Source organism: Helicobacter sp. 11S02596-1, assembly GCF_002272825.1.
Taxonomy (GTDB): Bacteria; Campylobacterota; Campylobacteria; order Campylobacterales; family Helicobacteraceae; genus Helicobacter_J.
The window spans coordinates 19,529-40,310 of sequence record NZ_MLAM01000011.1 but is presented as its reverse complement, the minus strand read 5'-3'; the positions used below and the strand labels follow the sequence as shown (position 1 = coordinate 40,310).

The window sequence follows — 20,782 nt, the reverse complement described above, 5'->3', positions numbered from 1 at the left end:
GTATTGGTTAAAGAAATGCTTTTGAGGTTTTAAGCTCATTTGCACCATATTTGTAATACGCCGCACACGCACCCTCTGAGCTTACCATACAGCTACCCATCGGGCTTGTAGGCGTGCAGGATTTGCCAAAGACTTTGCAATCATAGGGCTTGGCAATGCCTTTGAGGATATCCCCACAGCGACAGGCTTTGTTGTCTTGGATCGGGGTTTTGCTCAAGATAGGATCAAAAATGATTTCAGCATCAAATGCTTCGTATTCCTCTTGGAGTTTGAGGGCAGAATAGGGGATATCGCCTAAGCCCCGCCATTCAAAATGCTCCCGTAAAGACATTGTTTTTTGCACCATCGCTTGGGCTTTTTGGTTGCCTTCCATATTTACGATACGCGAATATTGGATCTCAAGCTTGGGCGTTTGGGCGATGGCTTGGTGGATAAGGCACAAAATACTTTCCATCATATCCACAGGTTCAAAACCACTCACGACAATGGGGATTTGGTGTTTTTCTAAGATGGGGGCATAGATTTTTGCCCCTGTGATGACGCTCACGTGAGATGGGGCGATGAGGGCATTTATCTGGCAGTCCTTTGAACTCAAAATCGCTTCCAAAGGTGGGGGGACTAAAACGTGGTTGATATGAAAAAAAAGATTTTTGATACCCGCATTTTTGGTTCTTTCGAGTAAAGAGGCTGTCATTGGGGTGGTTGTTTCAAATCCAATCGCAAAATAAACGATTTTTTTATCCGGGTTTGCTTGGGCAATTTCAAGGGCTTGCATTGGCGAATAGATAAACCGAACATCTTTCCCCTCTGACCTCGCATTTTGCAGGCTTCCCTTTGAGCCGGGGACCTTGAGCATATCACCGAGCGTGAGTAAAATCGTATCTTTTTGACAAGCGATCTCGTAGGCTTGATCGATGCGATTTTTGGGCATCACGCACACAGGACAGCCCGGTCCGTGGACAAAAGAAACATTTTCTGGAAGCAGATGGGTGAGCCCGTATTTCATCAATGTATGGGTATGACCGCCACAAACCTCCATAATGCAGAGTTTTTTTGAGAGTTTTGTAGCGCTCTTAGCGATTTGTTTGCTTAAAGCCAAAATCGCATTTTTATCACGAAATGAATCAATAAGGAGCGTATCACTCATTTTATTTTGTTTCTGTTGGTATGGTTTTTAGGACCTCTTCAAGAGGAGGTTTTTCAGAGAGATATTTTTGGGCTTCTTCGTTAGAGAGCTTTTTCCAAATCAATGTTTCGCCCATCAAGCCAGTTTTGTCGATACTCGCACGGAGCTTGAGTTGATCTTTTTCAGGAGTGATTTTGAGGTAATAGGTTTTACCATTGTCGAAATTGTAGATTTTGCCGTTTTTGTAGTTCTTGCCATCTTTTAGCAGGTCATAGACAAATACCGTTCCTCTATCAAGCCTTTCTTTGAGGGCTGGATTGGGATTGTGAATATCTTTTTTGGGGCTTGAACCATCGACATTGGCAAATCCGTATGCGTAATATTTCCCATCGTGCTTGAAAAATTCGACGACAGATTGTCTCCCGCTATCCCCAATATGTGTGAGATAAAATCCGTTCAAATCCCCTGCGAAAGCCATCGCTACCCAAGTGGTCAAAAGGACAAAAATCCCTGTTATTTTCTTCATCGATACTCCTCATCAATATATTCTTCATCCATCGCTTCTATCATCTCTTCATAGAGTTTGATAGATTCTAAAGCGTCTTTTTCATCAATCTTGCTCATCACATAACCGATATGCAAGAGAACATATTCGCCTATGAAGACCTTTTCATCCATCAAATCCAAGCTCGCCTCCCGTTGCACGCCCATTGTTTCGAGCGTAGCAGAGTTTTTGCTTTCATCAATGGCGATGATTTTTGAAGGGATTGCTAAGCACATAACATCTTCCTTTTAAAAAGAGTGTTGGGAATGATACCCTTGTTTTTTGTTGTTTACAATAAAATCTTTGAGGATTTCTAGACTTTTTTTGTCTTTAGAGCTAGTCAGGAAGATCGGCACATTGGGTTTGAGTTTTGCCAAATCCTCTTGGACTTGAGCGACCTTGAAGCCAAAATAATCAATCATATCGGACTTGCTAATCACTACCGCATCGGCGCACAAAAACATCGTGGGGTATTTGAGGACTTTATCATCGCCCTCAGGGACAGAAAGCAAAACGATATTAAGCGCTGCGCCTAGATCATAGCTGGCTGGGCAGACGAGATTGCCGACATTTTCTATCACCAAATAATCAGCATTACCAAGCCCACCTTGCTTTTTGAGCTTATCATAAGCGGTTTCAACCATCGCAGCTTCGAGATGGCAAGCCTCACCTGTGGCGATTTGCTCGGCAAATACACCTTTTTTGATAAGTCGATCAGCATCACGATTGGTCTGTAAATCGCCCTCGACCACGCAAAATTTGAAATCTTCAAAATCACAGAGATTCTCTAAGAGCGTTGTTTTCCCGCTCCCTGGAGAGCTCATCAGATTGATGACATATAGCCCATCGGCTCGGTATTTTTCTTTTAATTCTTTGGCTTTGAGGTCGTTTTTGCTAAGGATTTTTTCGACGATTTTGACATTTTTTTTGCTGAGATTGGGGTTATTATTGAGGGATTTTTCTCGATCAGTCATTGGGTTTCTCCATTATTTTGGTGTTTTGGTTGTTTTTGGATTTTGTTTTGATTATACATTTTGGATTTAAATGTTTGGATTATCTCAATGCCCCAATCAAGCCAAATCTCCCGGTAATGCCCTCTCTGCGGTAGGAGAATAGATTGTTTTGGCAACACGAACATACGGGCGAGATTTCTATCTGATGGGGTTTGATTTGCTGGCTTGAGAGTTCATCTTGAAGCATTTTGATGAGATCAAGATTATTGTTTGCCAGATATTTTTCAGGGAAAGTTGCAGCCAAATCCTTGCCAATCTCATAGCAACATTTTCGGATAGATGGGCCAATGAAAATAAGCATATTTTGAGCTTTTGCTTGGGGGTGTTTCAAGATATGCTTGATGGTTTTGCTAAGGATTCTTTTTTGCACCCCGCATCTGCCGGCGTGAATGAGAGCAAACGTGCGGATTTTTGGCTCATAAACAAGGACAGGATTGCAATCAGCGACCATCACCATACAAGCAATATCTTTTTGGTCGCACACGAGGGCATCTCCTTGCCCGATAAAGCCATCATTACGCCATTTGCTCGAAGCAACATCCAAAATAATATCGCTATGGATTTGATCTATCCAAAGAAGCGTTTTGTCTGGAAAAAATGCTTGGCATATCGCATTTCTATTGGCAGTTACGTGGGCTTTTTCATCGCCAGTATGGTAGGCGAGATTGAGGCTGTCATAAGGGGATTGGCTAAAACCGCCCTGCCTTGAGGTGATGACAAATTCTATATCTGTTTGTGCGAACAAAGCACTTTGATTGCTGGAGAAAAAAATTTTTTCGTCATTAACCATTTGTTGATCCTTATCAAATAGGCGAATTGATTTAGGTCAAAACACAATTCTTATTTTAACATTAAAATGGGCGGTGCAAATCACTAAGAAGGAGAGTTTTTGAAAACAAACAAGCCAAGTTCATCTCTTCTGGCTGTCGTGGCAGTGTTTGTGGTTGTGATCGGATTGGGGGGAGCATTTTATACATTTTATAATGCAAAAGGTTTTTCCTATCTGAGCAGCGATTCTGCTGCCTGCAACAATTGTCACGTGATGAATGAGGTGTATGACGATTGGAATAAGAGTTCTCACAGAGAAGTTGCAACTTGTAGTGATTGCCATCTGCCTCACGAGTTTGTCCGCAAATGGGTAGCAAAAGCCGAAAGTGGCGTAGGTCACGCCTATGCTTTTACTTTTGATAAAAATTTGCCTACCCATTTTACTGCGTCTAAGAAAACTCAAGAGATTGTGCAAGAGAACTGCATCCATTGCCATTTGCCCTATGTGCAAAACGTTGTGAATCCAACCTTACGCCCTGAACATCAAGATACGTCTTTGAAATGCGTTTCTTGTCATCAGGGAGTGGGGCATTCACGTGGATTTTAAAGTTTAGGAGGAGATAATGAGAAATAAGATTTTGTGGATTGTGATTGTTGTGGGCGTATTGCTAGGCGGGGGTATTTTTTGGCTAAATTCTGACATCACCCAGAAGAAATATGAGGTTTCAGGTGTGAAGACAAATCCAATGACACAGCTAAGCGATGATGACCCTAGATTTGATACTTGGGGCAAATTCTTTCCTGATTACTTGGATATGTATTTGAGTATTGAAAAACAAGAGCCCAAGCCCACAGATTTTGGCGGGAATCTTGCGTATAGTAAATTGATACGATACCCCCAATTAACCATTCTTTGGGCAGGGTATGCTTTTAGTGCGGATTTCAACGAAGAGCGCGGGCATTTTTATGCACAAAGCGATCAGATGAGCACAGCTAGAAATAATAAGGATTTCTTAAATTCCTTTGGTTTGAAAGCTTTCAATGGTCAGCCCACTGCTTGTATGAATTGCCATAGCGGTTGGATGCCTTGGCTTTATAAAAATGTTGCCAAAAATGATTGGATAGCTTTTAATACCACACCTTATTGGACAATGATTAAAAATGTTCCTGTGATGGATGGCAAAGCACCAGATAGCGAGGCGCATCGGGGACTTCACGGGGGAACTCGAATGGGACTTACTTGTGCGGACTGCCACAATCCTGATGATATGAGTTTGCGACTTACCCGTCCTGCTGCTATCAATGCTTTGATTGCTAGGGGTTATCAGTCTGATCCGATCGCAGGTGTCAAAGCGAGCAGGCAAGAGATGAGAACATTGGTTTGTTCACAATGCCACGTGGAGTATTATTTCCGCCCGACAGGTGAGAAAGTAACCATAATGGGTGAGAGTATCTCAAAAGATCCACAAGCAAAATGGTGGAATGGTAGCCAGAAAAATTATGATGACATCGATATTTGGAGAAATGGAAATGAGCCTATTGAAGTCTCTGCCAGTGGTCTTGAACTCGCATTCCCGTGGTCAGAGTGGAAAAAGGACAAGCCGTTTAGAATCGAAATGTTTGATGAATATTATGAAAAAGTCCGTGATATTTTCCCTTATGATTGGATTCACAAGGATACAAAAGCGCCATTGCTTAAAATGCAACACCCAGAATCTGAAATGTATAGTGGGGGTATTCACGCTGCTAATGGTGTGAGTTGTGCGGATTGCCATATGCCTTATGTCCGTAAAGGTTCTAAGAAAATGAGCCAGCACAATCTAATTTCGCCACTTGATGATATTAATAGTTCTTGTAAGAGTTGCCATACCCAAACAGAGGATTATTTGAGAAATCAAGTCCATAGCATTCAAAATTCCGTTGCTTTTGACCTTAGAAGTGCAGAATATGCGATTGTGAGCTTGATTACAGATATTAAATATATGCGTGAGCAGCTCGGTAAGTTGCCTGCCTATCAAACCGACGGCAAGCCTGATGATGCCAAAATCTCAAAAGCACTCCAGCAGGTTTTGGAATTGCATAGAAAGTCTCAAATGCGAGCAGATTTTGTAAATGCTGAAAATTCTGGAGGCTTCCATAATCCTAAAGAAGCTGGGCGAGCATTGTTGCAAGCTACAGATATGGCTAGATATGCCCAAGCATTGTTGGCTCAAATCGCAGCTGCCAATCAGATTGATTTCAAAGTATCCAATCTGACTTTTGAGGATATCCAGAAATTTAATCCGGGCGAACTCAAATGGAAAGCTGATGTGAATGGGCATAAAAAAGGCGATAGATATTATCACGAAGAAGATGTCAATATCGCCCCACCAAAAGATCTTATCCAGCTAGATAAGGACATCAATCCTTACAACTACAAGGTCTTGGATAAAAACGTTACTACGCATTAAACCTACATCCTCTCTTTTAAAGGGAGGATTATTTCTTATTCTGCTATAATCTTTCAAACTTTCTAGTTAAAATTTAAGGGTATTTTTATGTTTAGCAAAAAGCTGATGATGATTTTGTTGTTATTGGGGGCTTTGGTGATTCTTGTGCTTTTGGGCGTGAGTTATCAGTTGAGTTCAAAAATCAAAACAGAACTCCAAACGACTTTAAATGATTATGTCGCCACAATGGTGCGAGATTATGCCTCCAGTGATAAGCCTTTTTCGGTCAAATTTGAGCCTTTTGTATGCCGTGGTATCAGTAGTTATCAATGTGTGAGCAAACATATCGGGCTTATTGATACTGCTACCCATCAAGAAGTGTTTGGAGTTTCTGATTTGGCTTTGAATATTGATGATATTGGGACGAGTTCGATAAGGATTTCCGCAAAATCCCCAAAATTGATTTTTGAGGGTCTTGATGCGCTGGCCACTCAGAGTGGCAACAAAGAATTGATGGGTATTTATGAGGTTTTTAAGCCCAATGCGTTTTCTTGTAATCAAAACAACGAAGTCATAGACAAATACGCCGGCGAGATTGTTTCGCACAATCAATGCGCGTTTGTTGCTAAAGATATGCAATATGATTATGGATTTGATATCAAAATCAAAAGTGCCAAATTTGCAGACAAGACCATCTTGAATGCGATTATTTCTTATTATTCTAAGCTTGGTTTTCCAGAGAAATTGAGTCAGGAGATAGATGATTTTGATTTTGGTGTTGATAAGGTTTATTTTTCTTTGGCTTCTAACACCCTCAAAAACGTTTTGTATCCGATATTTGAATCCGATTATAAATCGAGAAATCAAGACCTTAAAATTCCATTTGATGATAAGATTTATGAACAAGCACTTGGAGACACGAAGGGTCTTATCGGTTTTGGACTTGCGATGACTGGCTTGTTGGGAGGTCCTTACCAAGAGGCTTTGGTCGGATTTGTTGATGGGATGGGGATGATGGCAATGGGTGAAGCCTCTAAGGTCAGCGTGTCATTGCTCCCCAAACAAACCCCCGCACCCTATTTTAAAATCCCGCCCGAAATGATTTTGAATCTTGATAAACCCGGTAGCCAGCAAAGAATGCTTGCAAAAATCTTTAATCATTACGATCTTATCGTTGATACGACCCTAAATACAAATAAATAGAAATGCAAACAAATAGAAACGACAAAAAAGGCAAAAAAGGTTTTGCTAGGATTTTGAATGCTTTTTTTTATTCCAAAGACGGCTTTTGTGCTGCGTGGAGCGATGAGGCTGCGTTTCGGCAAGTGTTTGTTTTGGCGATTGTTTGTATTATCTTGGCATTTTTTGTGGCGGATTCTTGGCTGGAACGTGTGGTGCTGGTAGCACCTTGCGTGATTTCGGTTTTGATCGAATTACTCAACTCTGCGATTGAAAATGCGATCGATTTTGTGAGCCTCAAAACCCACCCTCTAGCAAAAAAAGCCAAAGATATGGGGAGTGCAGCACAACTTTTTGCATTGATTTTTTGGGTTGGGATTTGGGTGAGTTTTTTTTGGAAGCAATATTTTTGAAATTCATTGCCTGCCCATTTTTTGCTTTTTGTCCCGCTTTTAAGTAAAAACAAGCTAGAATATACCATCAATTCAAACACCCAAAAATATTGGAAGCATTGGAACATTGAAGAATATTTGAACTTAGAACATCTGGAGTGATAATGGATAATTTACTGGATAATACGAGCGTTGTAGATATAAAAATCGATGATTCCATCAAGGAAAGCTATCTGGATTATTCGATGAGTGTTATCATTGGCAGGGCTCTCCCTGATGCCAAAGATGGACTCAAGCCCGTCCATCGCAGGATTCTTTATGCGATGAGTGAGCTGGGATTGACCTCAAGGGTAGCATACAAAAAGAGTGCCAGAATCGTTGGGGATGTTATCGGTAAATACCACCCTCACGGCGATACGGCTGTTTATGATGCGTTGGTGCGGATGGCACAGGATTTTTCGATGCGCTTAGAGCTTGTCGATGGGCAAGGGAATTTTGGCTCCATCGATGGGGACAATGCCGCTGCAATGCGATATACCGAAGCGAGGATGACACAAGCGAGTGAGGAGATTTTAAAAGATATCGACAAAGACACCGTCGATTTTGTCCCTAACTACGATGATACGCTCAAAGAACCCGATGTGCTTCCTAGCCGTATTCCCAATCTTTTGGTAAATGGCTCCAGCGGGATCGCTGTAGGGATGGCGACATCTATCCCGCCGCACCGTATGGATGAAATCATTAATGCGTTGATTTATGTCATTGATACCCCAGATGCTTCGCTGGATACATTGATGGGTTTTGTAGAGGGACCGGATTTTCCTACGGGCGGGATTATCTATGGCAAGCAAGGTATCATCGATGCCTATCGCACCGGCAGGGGCAGGATACGTGTGCGTGCAAAAGTGCATATTGAAAAAACAAAGACCAAAGATGTGATTGTCATCGATGAAATGCCCTATCAAACGAACAAAGCCAAGCTAGTCGAGCAGATCAGCGAGCTGGCAAAAGAAAAAGTCATCGAAGGTATTTCTGAGGTCAGGGATGAATCCGATCGTGAGGGTATTCGTGTCGTTATTGAGCTGAAAAAAGAGGCGATGAGTGAAATCGTTTTGAACCATCTGTATAAATCCACAACGATGGAGACGACTTTTGGGATTATCCTTTTGGCTATTAATAACAAAGAACCCAAGATATTTAGCCTTTTGGAGTTATTAAATCTATTTATTTCACACCGAAAAACCGTCGTGATCCGTCGGACCATCTTTGAGCTTGAAAAAGCTAAGGCAAGAGCGCATATATTAGAGGGACTTCGTATCGCACTCGATCATATCGAAGAAGTCATCAAACTAATCCGAGCGAGCAAGGACACTGAAGAGGCCAAAAATGGCTTGATGGAAACATTTGGTCTTAGCGAACTGCAAAGCAAAGCGATTTTAGAGATGAGATTGCAACGATTGACGGGATTGGAGCGGGATAAAATCGAGCAAGAATATGCTGAATTGCTCGCTCTGATCGAAAAACTCAATGCGATCTTAAAAAGCGAAGATGAACTCAAACGTATCATCAAAGAAGAATTGCTTGAAATCAAAGAAAAATTTACTTCGCCACGCAAAACACAGATTGAAGATGATTATGACGCTATTGATATTGAGGATCTGATCCCCAATGAGCCTGTTGTCGTAACGATGAGCCATCGGGGCTATGTCAAGCGTGTCCAGCTAAAAACTTACGAAAAGCAAAATCGTGGCGGTAAGGGCAAAATTTCAGGCAATACCCACGAAGATGATTTTATCGAATCATTTTTTGTTGCCAATACCCACGATACGATAATGTTTGTTACCAACAAAGGCCAACTCTATTGGCTCAAAGTCTATAAAATCCCTGAAGCAGGTAGGACGGCTATTGGCAAGGCGGTTGTCAATCTCATCAATCTGCAAGCTGATGAAAAGATTATGGCAACGATTACCACGACAGATTTTAACGATGATAAATCATTGGTATTTTTCACCAAGAATGGTATCGTGAAGCGAACCAATCTGAAAGAATACAGCAATATTCGGAGTGTGGGCGTGCGTGCGATCAATCTTGATGAGGGCGATGAACTCGTTACTGCAAAGATTATCAATCAAGATGTCAAAGAGCTTTTTATTGCGACATATCAGGGGATGTGTATCCGATTTAGCATTGATGATATCCGTGAGATCGGGCGGGTGAGTCGGGGGGTTACGGGCATTCGCTTCAAAGCAAATGAAGATTTTGTCATCGGGGCGACGATTATCACTAGTGAAACCGACAAGCTTTTGACCGTGAGTGAAAAAGGTATTGGCAAGCAAACCCTTGCAGGGGCTTATCGCTTCCAAAGCAGGGGGGGCAAAGGCGTGATTGCAATGAAGCTAACTTCCAAAACAGGCAAACTGGTGAGCGTCGTGAATGTCGATGATGAGAATATGGATTTGATGGTGCTTACCACCAGTGGCAAGATGATACGGGTTGCGATTGAAGCCATCAAAGAAGCGGGCAGGAATACAAGTGGTGTGAAAATCATCAATGTAGGCAGTGAGAAAGTTGTTTATGTGAGCCGTTGTCCCAAAGAAGCGCTTGAAGAAGACAGCGAGAGTGAGGGTGGTGTGGGTATCGAGTGAAGATCTTGTTTTTGAGTTTGGCTCTGGTGCTGGTGAGTATGCAGGCTTATGATTTTAACACGTGGAAGAAAAATCCCCCCGTGCTTACTCCCCCGCCTTTTTTTGAACTCCCAGCAGAATCAAACCCGCTTTATCGTGCCAATACAACAAGCGAGCCTTTCACGCCACCATTTTTGCCCCCCTTATCGCCTTTTTCACCACCCTTTTGGTTGTTTGGATACCCTAATGGTAAATTTTTTTATCAACCCATCCCAGGTATCCTCCCGCAGGTGCTTCCAAGCGATTTGCCTCCGCCGGATTTTTTTGATACAGGTGGCACAAAGCCTCTTAAAAAGGAATTTTTGATTTCTTATCGATTGGTTATCAAAGATGGCGTGGCACAAGGTGATCGCTACCGGATTTCAGAGCCTATCAAAGCCCGTGTAGGAACTCCTCGCTATGTTTTTGATTATCAATGCCGTATTGATTCGTATATAGCCGATATTTTGGGGGATGATGAGGCTAGCGATGCCTTAAAGATTATCCTAGAAGCCAAAAAAGACGCCGTGCTAGAATGCCTATATAAAAGTGGCGTGCAAGTCCGTGATGATACGCTTAATAGGGACTTTGCCTTGCGAGCTAAAACCACGCTTACCCTCCCGGCAAAAAGCGTGATAGCGTATTTGGATAATGGTTTTTTGATTTTGGAAGTTTGGAAGGAGAAGAGATGAAAATCGCCATCGTCGAAGATGACATCAATATGCGTAAAAGCCTCGAACTTTTTTTTGCCGATAATAAGGACCTTGAAATTATCAGTTTCAAGAATCCAAAAGACGCTCTAAAAGCGCTTGATGATAGTTTTGAGCTTATCATCACAGACATCAATATGCCCCAAATGGATGGGTTGGAGTTTTTGCGATTGCTAGAGGGGCGTTATGAAGCGATCGTGATTACTGGGAATGCCACACTCAATAAAGCCATTGATTCGATCCGCTTGGGCGTGAAGGATTTTTTCCAAAAGCCTTTCAAGCCCGAACTTTTACTGGAGGCAATCTATCGGACAAAGAAATTCATCGAGTTTCAAAAAACGCACAAGCTACAAGATAATAAGCCTGAAAAGCCAAAAAACACGCCAAATCCCACAGAAGAGAAGCAATTTTTTATCGCCACCTCAGAGGCTTTGGAGGTTGCCAAAAAAACTGCACAAAAAGTCGCTACCACCGATGCGAGCGTCTTGCTTTTGGGGCAGAGTGGGGTAGGCAAAGAAGTGTTTGCAAACTTTATTCACGCCCATTCTTTGCGAAAAAACGCACCTTTTGTTGCTATCAATATGGCAGCTATCCCAGAACATCTGCTAGAATCGGAACTTTTTGGCTATGAAAAGGGTGCATTCACAGATGCGACAACCCCTAAAGCAGGGCTTTTTGAAACTGCTAATGGGGGGAGTGTGTTTTTGGACGAAATAGGCGAAATGCCATTGGGGCTTCAAAGCAAGCTTTTGCGGGCTATCCAAGAAAAAGAAATCACGCGTTTAGGGAGCAATAAAACCATCAAAATTGATGTGCGTTTTATCTCTGCGACAAATGCAGATATTAACAAAAAAATAGCCGATGGGGAGTTTCGAGAGGACTTGTTTTTTCGCCTCCAAACCATTCCTATTAAAATACCAAGTCTCAAAGAAAGGCGAGAGGAGATCCTCCCGCTCGCTGTTTGGAAGCTTGAGGCGGTATTGGCACAATATGGATTTGAGCCAAAGAGATTTTCTGAAGACGCCAAAAAGAAGTTGCTAGCATATGAATGGTATGGGAATGTTAGGGAGTTGCTCTCTGTGGTGGAGCGGGCAACGATTTTGAGCGAGGGGGATTGTATCGAGGAGGCAGATTTGTTTTTGGAGAGCCGAAGCCCAAAAGAACAGGTTTCTAAGATTGCCAATCTTGAAAGCGAGTTGATTAAAGAGGTTTGCAAGGATTGTGGGGGGGATTTGGTTCGGAGTGCGGAAGTCCTTGGGATGCAACTTGATGTATTGCGGCACAAGATTGCCAAATATAATCTTTCGGTTTAGGTTTGAAGCTGTGGGATTTGATTATTATCAGGATAATCGGAGTAAAAGATGAAGATTTTATGGGTTTTTTTGGGTGCGATTTTGTTGATTCAGGGGTGTTTGCAACCTCTGGAAGATCCACAAGTCCAGAAAGTTGATCCTGAAATGCAGTGTGGTTTTGGGTCGAGTGATTGTTGATTTTAAAAAAAGTATATTTTAATTATGTTATAATCACGCTTTTTTATGGAAGTTTAAACACGCACAATCTAGCAAATCAAAGGTAGTTTTTATATGTCAGAAGTTATCGGCATCAAGCATAATGACGAGATTTTCGATACCCAAACCGCCAAAAGTCAAGGTATCTGGGGTGAGGAGATTTATTTTGACAACTCAAATGAAGCACTCCAAATCATCCGCCATTCTTGTGCGCATTTGATGGCACAAGCTATCAAAGAGATTTATAGCGATGCGAAGTTTTTTGTCGGTCCGGTCGTAGATGAGGGCTTTTATTACGATTTCAAAACGACGGCAAAGATTGGCGAAGAAGATCTTGTAGTCATTGAAAAAAAGATGAAAGAGATTGCTAAGAGGGGTCTGCCTATCAATAAATGCGTGATGAGCCGTGAAGAAGCGATGAAAAAATTCGCCAGCGATGAGCTCAAGCAAGCCGTGATGGCAAAGATTGCTGGGGATAGTTTTGGGGTGTATCAGCAAGGCGATTTTGAAGATTTGTGCCGGGGTCCCCATCTGCCTAATACAAAACTTTTGCATAGTTTTAAGCTCACAAAACTCGCTGGGGCTTATTTGGGCGGAGATGAAAATGCCGAAATGCTCACACGCATTTATGGTATTGCATTTGCAGACAAAGAGAGTTTGAATGCCTATATCCAGCAACTTGAGGAAGCAAAAAAGCGCGATCATCGCAAGCTTGGCTTGGAAATGGGGCTTTTTGGATTTGATGAGGAAATCGGAGCGGGGCTTCCTATCTGGCTACCTAAAGGGGCGAGGTTGCGTAGGCGGATTGAGGAGCTTTTGACAAAAGCACTCATCGTGCGTGAATACGAGCCTGTGCGGGGTCCTGAGATACTCAAAAGCAGTGTTTGGAAAGTTAGCGGGCATTATGATAACTATAAAGAAAATATGTATTTTACCACGATTGATGAGGTCGAATATGGTATCAAGCCGATGAATTGTGTCGGGCATATCAAGGTCTATCAAAGTTCTCATCGTAGTTATAAGGAATTGCCACTAAGATTTTATGAATATGGTATTGTGCATCGCCACGAAAAAAGCGGTGTTTTGCACGGGCTTTTGCGGGTGCGGGAATTTACCCAAGATGATGCCCATATTTTTTGTCGCCCTGCCCAGATAAAAGATGAGGTCAGTAATATTATTGATTTTACCCGCAAGATTATGCAAGCGTTTGGGTTCGATTATGAAATGGAGCTTTCTACTCGCCCTGATAAATCTATCGGCAGTGATGATGTTTGGCAGACTGCCACAGAGGCACTCAAAGAAGCATTGCAGAGCAATGGGATTGTCTATCAAATCGATGAGGGCGGTGGGGCGTTTTATGGGCCTAAGATTGATATTAAGATTACCGATGCTATCGGGAGAAAATGGCAGTGTGGGACGATTCAAATCGATATGAATTTGCCTGAAAGATTTGAACTCAAATACACCGATGAAAACAATGCTTTCGCCCAGCCTGTGATGATCCATCGGGCTATTTTGGGGTCTTTTGAGCGTTTTGTTGCTATCTTGACGGAACATTTTGGTGGCGAGTTTCCTTTTTTTATCGCACCTACGCAAATCGTGCTTATACCCATTGGCGAAGAACAGCTTTCGATGGCTTGGGATATCAAAAAACATCTTTTGGGTCTGGGTGTGTATGCTGAGGTGATGGACAAAAATGAAACGTTGGCTAAAAGGATTCGGAATGCAGAAAAGCAACGGGTCCCTCTTATTGGTGTTATCGGCGAAAAAGAGGCGACAAACAAAACCTTAGCGATTCGCGATAGAATGTCAAAAACACAATATGAAATGAAAGTAGAGGAGTTTTTTAATATGGCAGAAACCAAAATGAAAGAGGTCAGTTTTTGAGTAAAGAAGAAGTATTGTTAAACGAGGAAATCAATTTTCCACAAGTGCGGTGTGTTGGAGATGAGGGGGAAGTGTTTGGTATCATCTCTTCGATGGAAGCCCAAAAGATTGCCAATTCCAAGGGATTGGATTTGGTGCTGATTTCGCCTAATGCCAAGCCACCGGTGTGTAAGGTGATGGATTATGGAAAGTTTCGCTATCAAAACGAAAAAAAGCTCAAAGAAGCCAAAAAAAAGCAAAAGCAGATTGAAATCAAAGAAATCAAGCTTTCTACCCAAATCGCTCAAAATGACATCAATTATAAGGTCAAGCACGCCCGAGAGTTTATCGAGGAAAGCAAACACGTAAAGTTTAAAGTTGTTTTGAAAGGGCGTGAAAATAACGATCCACGAGTGGGGCTCATTGTTTTGGAACGTGTCGGTGCGATGATGGAAGATATTGCCGTGCCTGAAAAAGAACCCAAAACAGAGGGCAGATATGTTTCGTGGCTGTTTGTGCCTAAAAAGAAATAGCAGTAAAGAAATAAAAAATCAATCTTATGAAAGGAGAACGACAATGCCAAAGATGAAAACAAATCGTGGTGCGTTGAAGCGTTTTAAGGTTAAAAAAAATCTTATCAAACGTGGCAGTGCTTTTAAAAGTCATATTTTGACTAAAAAAAGCCAGAAACGAAAAGCCAATCTCAATGCCCCCCACTATGTCCATAGTGCGAATATCGACTCTGTCAAGGCAATGCTTTGCAAAGCCTAAAAGACAAGAAAGTGGCTCCCCTTCAAATAAGGGAAAGATTAGTCATTAGACTGCACCTAGCAATTAGGTCAAGGAGAAAAATATGAGAGTAAAAACAGGTGTTGTTAGAAGAAGAAGACATAAAAAGATTTTAAAGCTCGCCAGAGGCTTTTATAGTGGTAGGAGAAAGCACTTCCGAAAAGCAAAAGAACAGCTTGAAAGAAGTATGTATTATGCCTTTAGAGACAGAAAGCAGAAAAAACGAGATTTTAGGAGTTTGTGGATCGTGCGTATCAATGCAGCTTGCCGTATCAATGGCATTAGCTATTCCAAATTTATGCACGCGTTAAAATTATCCAATATTGATTTGGATAGAAAAATCCTTGCTGATATGGCGATGAATGATCCCGTTGCATTTGCCAAGATTGCCGAAAGTGCCAAAAAATCTCTCTAAGCTGTCTTTATCTCAAGGTTTTGCCTTGAGAGCCTTTTTTAATTTCTAAAAAATTAAACCCCATCCATTGAGACAAATCAGACAAAAAATCCCCTAAAAAATTATCTTTTATTTCTATTTTGATTGGTTGTGAAATGCTTGATTGCCAAAAAATTTAGCAGAATCTCAAATCCTAAAGGTCAGGTTGTGGCAAAATTTAATACATTGCAACAATAAACTGCGATGTTTTTGTCTAAAGACTGATTGGAATACCTAGTGAGCTTGCCTAAAAAGGATTTAAAAAACCTTTGAATCTTAGTATTTAGATATTTTTTAGCAACCCAATGGATCAAAGGATTTAAAAAATACCTTGAAAATTAGGCTTTATTTAAACAGATTTTTTCCGAGTGGAGCGGGTCGTTGTTTTGGGTGTTTGATGGGCGGGTTTGGAGGACAAAAGAACAATTCTATAGAGAAAAGAAATACTAAGGGTTGCCAATAAGATTTTAAATAAATATTCACTTTGGGTATGGAGTGCGTCAAATTCCGGTGTAGCCGTGTAGGCAGCACCCATATTTTGGGCTTCGAGTATTTGCGGGGTGTAGTAGAGGGTAAAAACAAAAATCAACACCACACTGAGTGCATTCACCGCCAATAGCAAGAATGATGGCTTAAATGATGCCTTGAAAGCAAGGAGTTCATAGATAATAATAATGATAGCAGTCGCATTGAGTAGAAGATTAAGCCTAAGGAAAATCTGGGTCATCAGGATTCCGGAGTCGTATTTGGTGATACCTAAATCGGGCAAAAAAGAATAGGCGTCGAAGATAATCGGTGCCACAATGGCTCCTGAAACGATCATTGCCCCGATACTCAAGCCGATCAGCCAGAGATAAAGGGCGTGGATGATATGCACGACAGAAGCTAGTTTATTCATCGGTTCTCCTAAAAAAATTATGTATAATCATACCAAAAGGAGACTAAAATTGAAGATATTATTCAGCCCCAGCGAAGGGAAAAAGACTTCTCAAATCATTTCAGACAAAGATAATTTTACTTTTTTGGATCATCTGGCTTCTAGTGGGAGCGTTCTTAGCGAGCATATCGCCCGTTATCGTGAGATTTTGAGCGAGGATGACAGCGTGGTTGCCAGGCTATTTGGTGTCAAAAATCTCAATAGTAGCCTTGAAGAGCTGTCGTTATGCACCCATCTAGGCAAAACAAGCCGAATGCAAGCCATCAGATTGTATTCTGGCGTAGCTTTTAAGGCTTTGGATTTTGATGAGCTTCCTTTAGAGGCACAAGATTTTATATTGAAAAATGTTTTTATTTTTAGCAATCTTTTTGGGATGGTGCGCTCAAGCGATATATTGCCTTTTTATAAATGCAATCAAAATTTTAAGTTTAGAGATTTTAATCTGTGTGATTTTTATCAAAAACTTTCCCCATTGCTTGATAAGTCCTTGGAGGGTGAAAAGATATTGGATTTGCGTGCCGAGATTTATGCCAAAGCTTATCCTATCAAATCCCCACACACCCGTATCGAGTTCCTCAAAAATGGCAAAAAAGTCAGCCATTATGCCAAGCATTATCGGGGGGTTTATTTGCGTGAGTTGAGCCTTTGCCCTGATAGTGCCCTTGAGGCTATAGAGAGTGAGGATTTGGAATTTTTGGGACACAAAATGCTTGGAAATGCGACGATTTTGACCTATGCAGTCCATTAGGGTGCTTGGGAGTGAGTGGGCTTTTTTGATACAATCAAACACAAACAGCAAAATAAAGGAGGCATTAAGATAATGGTAAAGATTACAGAAAATAGTTTGCGTGATGGGCATCAATCCTTGATAGCGACCCGCTTGAGGACTAAGGATATGCTTGAGGCAGCCAGGTTGTTTGAGGAAGTAGGGTTTTATAGTGTTGAGGTTTGGGGTGGGGCGACTTATGATACGTGCTTGCGTTATCTCAAGGAAGACCCGTTTGAGCGCTTAGCTAAGCTAAAAGAAATTTTTAAAACCACGTCATTACAAATGTTGCTTCGTGGGCAAAATCTCGTGGGGTATCGCCACTATGCCGATGATGTCGTCAAGGAATTTATCGCATTGAGCGCAGGGGCAGGGATGGATATTTTTAGGGTTTTTGACGCCCTCAATGACGCAAGAAATCTCAAAACCTCTATCGAAGCGGTGAAAAAACACGGCAAACACGCCCAAGGCGCGATTTGCTACACCACTTCGCCCGTGCATTCGGTTTCTGGCTTTGTAGCTTATGCCAAAACACTCGTAGAGATGGGGTGTGATTCTTTGGCTATCAAGGATATGGCGGGTTTGCTAACACCGATGGATGCGTTTGTCTTGGTCAAAGCACTCAAGGAAGAAGTCGGGGCAACGCTAAGCTTGCATACGCATTCGACAGCGGGCTTTGCTTTTGGGACACATCTCAAAGCTTTGGAAGCGGGCGTGGATATATTGGATCTTGCTAATTCAGCGTTTGCAGAGGGCACAAGCCACCCTTGCACCCAATCAATGGTAGTCGCATTGCAAGGGAGTGCGTATGATAGTGGTTTGGAACTCCCCAAGATGGAAGCAGCCGCAGAGATTCTAAGGAAAAACAGAACCAAATACAAGCGCTTTGAATCGATATATAATCAAATCGATACACGGGTGCTTTTGAGCCAGATTCCCGGCGGGATGATTTCAAATCTTGCCAATCAGCTCAAAGAACAAAATGCACTCGATAAAATGGATGCGGTTTTGCAAGAGATTCCCAATGTCAGGAAAGATTTTGGTTACCCGCCTTTGGTCACGCCATCTAGCCAGATTGTAGGCACGCAAGCGGTTTTGAATGTCCTTTCAGGCAACCCTTATGCCCAGATTACTAAGGAATCAAAAAATCTCATCAAAGGGCTTTATGGCAAAACCCCCGCACCGATTTCTCAAGCCCTCAAAGACAAGATCTTAAGTCAGGGCGAAGAGATTTTTAGCGCCCGCCCTGCGGATTTGCTAAGCGATGAGTTGCCTAATGCTACAAAAGAGGCAAAAGAATTTGCCAAAAGCCCCACCGATGTGATTTCATATGCGATGTTTGCAGGCGTGGCAAAGGCGTTTTTGGAGCAACGCAATGCGGGCAATCTTGTGCCTGAAAGTCTTGAAGAAAGCCAAAAAGATGATTTGAAAATCCCCCAAGCATTTGATGTGAATGTCAATGGAGAAAACTACCACGTCGTATTTTGCGGGGTATCTGGGGGGCAAGAAAAAACAATGGAACTTAAAATCGGCAATCAAACCAAAAATGTCGCATTTGGCAAAAAGAATGCTTCGGATTCAAACGATGATAAAGGCGCTAAAGATTCAGAATATCTCAAAAATATCGATCCAAAAAATGCCATCCTCTCACCAATGCCCGGCACGCTCAATCGCCTTTTTGTCAAAGTAGGGGATTGTGTGAAAACAGGCGATGTTTTGGGGATATTAGAAGCGATGAAAATGGAAAATGAGATCCAAGCTGTTCTTGATGGGAAAATCAAAGCGATCTATGTCCAGGAGGGTGCTAGCGTGCAAGCTGATGATGTGCTGGTGGTGATGGAGTGATTATTTTTTAGAGCTAAAACGAAAGGGTCTGAAAAAATTGATAAGATAAACCCCTATCATTGCTATTGCCCCGCCAATAAGGGTGCTGGTGGTGGGGATTTCTCCTAAGAGAAGCCAGGAAAGTAAGAGCGCAAAGACAGGCACGAGCAACATAAAACTACCGCCCTTTGTTATGCCCAATATGCCGATACCTTTGTAAAAAATCGTTGTGGCAAAGGTGGTCGAAATCAATGAGGCAATAAAAACATAAAACCAAAATTTATAATCAAGCCCGAGCAATTCTTTGGGATCAAAAAAGAAAAATGAGGGCAAAAACGCTACAAAAACAAAGAGCGAGGAGTAAAAATTTAGCGAAATCGGATCGATGTGTGTTGTAGCGGTTTTTGAAGCAAGGCTGATAGCAGCATACAGAAACGCAGCAGCCAAAAAAATCAGATTGAATGGACTCAAAAGCAAGCCAATATCATCGACACGCATCAAAAAACAGCCTGAAATCACGCCAAAAAATAAGCCAATCTTTTGGGGGCGCGATAAGGTGTAATGATGGATAAAACTCCCAATCGCAGAAGCGATGATGGGCGATAGCGTGGCAACGATAACCCCAGCAATGCCGGCATTACCAAAGGATAGCCCCACATAAAATGCCAGTGTGTAAAGAACATTAAAAACACACACCAGAAAAATCGATACAAGCGATTGTTTGGGTAGTTTGAAAGGGATGTGTAAAAATACCATCACAGGAATCAATGAAAGACTCACCAGGGCGTAGCGGATCGCAGCGACTTCATAAGGAGAGATGTAGGCAGTCATCATTTTTGAGATGGGCCAGGCTAGTCCCCAAAAAAGCATCGATAGCACCATCAAAGCACCAAATATCGTTTCTTTTTTCATCGCTCCCCTTTTGGAAATTTTAGAAAGCATAACGCAATGAGTGTAATATTTAGATAATACATTTGATGGTTTAAATAACGATAATAGTTTTATAATAATAACTTTTACGGGTAATATGTATATAATAATTTAATTTAGATTTGTAGGCGGGGTATTTGATAACCCATCGGCATATCTCTCTATAAATACCCGCCCTTTTTGAAAAATGTCTAAAATAAATAATTGTAGGCAAGATAGATATTGATGTAATCCCGATCCTCTATGCTGTTATTTTTATCTTTCATTTCTATAAAATAAGACGATGGTTGCACCCGTGCGCCCAGCTCTATATGGTGGTGAATGTTGAAAGTTTTTGAGACCCCTAGATTGATAGTGGCGCCATTGCTAACTTTTTTTACTTTTGTATCTCCAGAGATAAGGCGTGCTTCTTTTTTGTATTCATCAAATAGTTTTGATTGCACCCAGTGATACCCTATACCCACAAACGCACCCCAAGGGCTTTGGGACTTTGTAAAATCAATCAAATAATCCAGATTGATCCCTGTTTCAAAAAGACTGGTTGCTTTTTTTGAATTGCTTGAGGGTAGGTTGAAATACGTGTAATCAAATGTCGTATACGCCCTGATCCCATTGTAGGCGTTGAAATATTGCTGGTAGCCAATCCTTGTGCCTAGTAGCATACTCAAAGAATTATGTTCTTCAAAATGGGCATTATCGCCAAATGTTGCTATCCCGCCATAACCCATCGCACCGCCGATTCCTGCCCCGATAAATAATCCTGATTTTTCGCTAGCGATGGTATTTTGTGCCAAAAGGGCAGTGGTATGGATTGCAAATAGACAAGCACTCACAAGGAGAATTTTTCTGATATTTTTCATTGGTTTGCCTTAGTTGTATTTGAGATTATCTATGATTGCGGGCTT

At 41.8% G+C, this 20,782-nt stretch carries 22 protein-coding genes; 14 read left to right on the top strand and 8 right to left on the bottom strand.

The features are described from left to right. Nucleotides 1-7 precede the first annotated feature (7 nt). The 5 genes from hypD to pgeF all read right to left on the bottom strand — a co-directional run bounded on the left by hypD (nucleotide 8) and on the right by pgeF (nucleotide 3,473). A complete protein-coding gene (hypD, locus tag BJI48_RS07420) occupies nucleotides 8-1,147 on the bottom strand; it encodes a hydrogenase formation protein HypD (RefSeq protein WP_095333556.1) in 1,140 nt (379 codons plus the stop codon). Nucleotide 1,148: 1 nt separating this feature from the next. Further along, a complete protein-coding gene (locus BJI48_RS07415) occupies nucleotides 1,149-1,652 on the bottom strand; it encodes a DUF2147 domain-containing protein (RefSeq protein WP_257874438.1) in 504 nt (167 codons plus the stop codon). Then, nucleotides 1,649-1,906, bottom strand: a complete 258-nt coding sequence (locus BJI48_RS07410) for a HypC/HybG/HupF family hydrogenase formation chaperone (protein ID WP_095333554.1) — start codon at nucleotides 1,904-1,906, stop codon at nucleotides 1,649-1,651. Before BJI48_RS07410 ends, BJI48_RS07415 begins: the two co-directional genes overlap by 4 nt. A gap of 12 nt (nucleotides 1,907-1,918) precedes the next feature. After that, nucleotides 1,919-2,644, bottom strand: a complete 726-nt coding sequence (gene hypB / locus BJI48_RS07405; protein WP_095333552.1) for a hydrogenase nickel incorporation protein HypB — start codon at nucleotides 2,642-2,644, stop codon at nucleotides 1,919-1,921. A 79-nt stretch (nucleotides 2,645-2,723) separates the two neighbouring features. Further along, nucleotides 2,724-3,473 (bottom strand): peptidoglycan editing factor PgeF, encoded by a 750-nt coding sequence (pgeF, locus tag BJI48_RS07400; RefSeq protein WP_095333549.1) that lies wholly within the window; start codon nucleotides 3,471-3,473, stop codon nucleotides 2,724-2,726. Between the two features lie 129 nt (nucleotides 3,474-3,602). Here pgeF and nrfH point away from each other — a divergent pair, with 129 nt between their 5' ends. From nrfH to rplT, 12 genes are all read left to right on the top strand, one after another. Next, complete coding sequence (gene nrfH, locus BJI48_RS07395; RefSeq protein WP_257874439.1) at nucleotides 3,603-4,058, top strand: cytochrome c nitrite reductase small subunit; 456 nt, start codon at nucleotides 3,603-3,605, stop codon at nucleotides 4,056-4,058. Between the two features lie 16 nt (nucleotides 4,059-4,074). Beyond that, the gene (locus BJI48_RS07390) at nucleotides 4,075-5,901 is read left to right on the top strand and encodes an ammonia-forming cytochrome c nitrite reductase subunit c552 (RefSeq protein WP_095333544.1); all 1,827 of its coding nucleotides are present in this window, start codon (nucleotides 4,075-4,077) and stop codon (nucleotides 5,899-5,901) included. An 87-nt stretch (nucleotides 5,902-5,988) separates the two neighbouring features. After that, nucleotides 5,989-7,083 carry a hypothetical protein gene (locus BJI48_RS07385; protein ID WP_095333542.1) on the top strand — a complete coding sequence of 365 codons (1,095 nt, stop codon included), beginning with the start codon at nucleotides 5,989-5,991 and terminating at the stop codon, nucleotides 7,081-7,083. A 2-nt stretch (nucleotides 7,084-7,085) separates the two neighbouring features. Then, the gene (locus tag BJI48_RS07380) at nucleotides 7,086-7,472 is read left to right on the top strand and encodes a diacylglycerol kinase (RefSeq protein WP_095333539.1); all 387 of its coding nucleotides are present in this window, start codon (nucleotides 7,086-7,088) and stop codon (nucleotides 7,470-7,472) included. 143 nt (nucleotides 7,473-7,615) lie between these two features. Then, nucleotides 7,616-10,096: a DNA topoisomerase (ATP-hydrolyzing) subunit A gene (gene gyrA, locus BJI48_RS07375; protein ID WP_095333537.1), complete on the top strand. Its 2,481-nt coding sequence runs from the start codon at nucleotides 7,616-7,618 to the stop codon at nucleotides 10,094-10,096. Then, entirely contained in the window at nucleotides 10,093-10,806 is a 714-nt protein-coding gene (locus BJI48_RS07370; protein ID WP_095333534.1) for a hypothetical protein, read from the top strand. Before gyrA ends, BJI48_RS07370 begins: the two co-directional genes overlap by 4 nt. Continuing rightward, nucleotides 10,803-12,137 carry a sigma-54 dependent transcriptional regulator gene (locus tag BJI48_RS07365; protein ID WP_095333532.1) on the top strand — a complete coding sequence of 445 codons (1,335 nt, stop codon included), beginning with the start codon at nucleotides 10,803-10,805 and terminating at the stop codon, nucleotides 12,135-12,137. Before BJI48_RS07370 ends, BJI48_RS07365 begins: the two co-directional genes overlap by 4 nt. A 48-nt stretch (nucleotides 12,138-12,185) precedes the next feature. Then, entirely contained in the window at nucleotides 12,186-12,314 is a 129-nt protein-coding gene (locus BJI48_RS09680) for a hypothetical protein (protein WP_095333529.1), read from the top strand. A 93-nt stretch (nucleotides 12,315-12,407) separates the two neighbouring features. Beyond that, nucleotides 12,408-14,219 (top strand): threonine--tRNA ligase, encoded by a 1,812-nt coding sequence (gene thrS / locus BJI48_RS07355; RefSeq protein WP_095333527.1) that lies wholly within the window; start codon nucleotides 12,408-12,410, stop codon nucleotides 14,217-14,219. Further along, nucleotides 14,216-14,731 (top strand): translation initiation factor IF-3, encoded by a 516-nt coding sequence (infC, locus tag BJI48_RS07350; protein ID WP_095333524.1) that lies wholly within the window; start codon nucleotides 14,216-14,218, stop codon nucleotides 14,729-14,731. Before thrS ends, infC begins: the two co-directional genes overlap by 4 nt. Nucleotides 14,732-14,774: 43 nt before the next feature. After that, the gene (gene rpmI, locus BJI48_RS07345; protein WP_095333522.1) at nucleotides 14,775-14,969 is read left to right on the top strand and encodes a 50S ribosomal protein L35; all 195 of its coding nucleotides are present in this window, start codon (nucleotides 14,775-14,777) and stop codon (nucleotides 14,967-14,969) included. An 82-nt stretch (nucleotides 14,970-15,051) separates the two neighbouring features. Continuing rightward, nucleotides 15,052-15,402 carry a 50S ribosomal protein L20 gene (gene rplT / locus BJI48_RS07340; RefSeq protein WP_095333520.1) on the top strand — a complete coding sequence of 117 codons (351 nt, stop codon included), beginning with the start codon at nucleotides 15,052-15,054 and terminating at the stop codon, nucleotides 15,400-15,402. A 367-nt stretch (nucleotides 15,403-15,769) separates the two neighbouring features. Here the strand turns inward: rplT and BJI48_RS07335 are convergent, their stop codons facing one another. Beyond that, nucleotides 15,770-16,318: a DUF4149 domain-containing protein gene (locus tag BJI48_RS07335; protein ID WP_095333518.1), complete on the bottom strand. Its 549-nt coding sequence runs from the start codon at nucleotides 16,316-16,318 to the stop codon at nucleotides 15,770-15,772. Between the two features lie 49 nt (nucleotides 16,319-16,367). On the opposite strand from BJI48_RS07335, the gene yaaA reads away from it, so the two are divergent. Together yaaA and BJI48_RS07325 are read left to right on the top strand one after the other, a co-directional pair. Next, complete coding sequence (gene yaaA / locus BJI48_RS07330; protein ID WP_180763087.1) at nucleotides 16,368-17,105, top strand: peroxide stress protein YaaA; 738 nt, start codon at nucleotides 16,368-16,370, stop codon at nucleotides 17,103-17,105. A gap of 72 nt (nucleotides 17,106-17,177) precedes the next feature. Then, nucleotides 17,178-18,968, top strand: coding sequence for a pyruvate/oxaloacetate carboxyltransferase (locus BJI48_RS07325; protein ID WP_095333602.1), 1,791 nt, complete (start codon nucleotides 17,178-17,180; stop codon nucleotides 18,966-18,968). Here BJI48_RS07325 and BJI48_RS07320 read toward each other — a convergent pair whose 3' ends face one another. Together BJI48_RS07320 and BJI48_RS07315 are read right to left on the bottom strand one after the other, a co-directional pair. After that, nucleotides 18,969-19,859, bottom strand: a complete 891-nt coding sequence (locus BJI48_RS07320) for a DMT family transporter (protein WP_180763086.1) — start codon at nucleotides 19,857-19,859, stop codon at nucleotides 18,969-18,971. Nucleotides 19,860-20,068: 209 nt separating this feature from the next. Beyond that, nucleotides 20,069-20,737, bottom strand: a complete 669-nt coding sequence (locus BJI48_RS07315; RefSeq protein WP_095333509.1) for an outer membrane beta-barrel protein — start codon at nucleotides 20,735-20,737, stop codon at nucleotides 20,069-20,071. Between the last annotated feature and the right edge of the window lie 45 nt (nucleotides 20,738-20,782).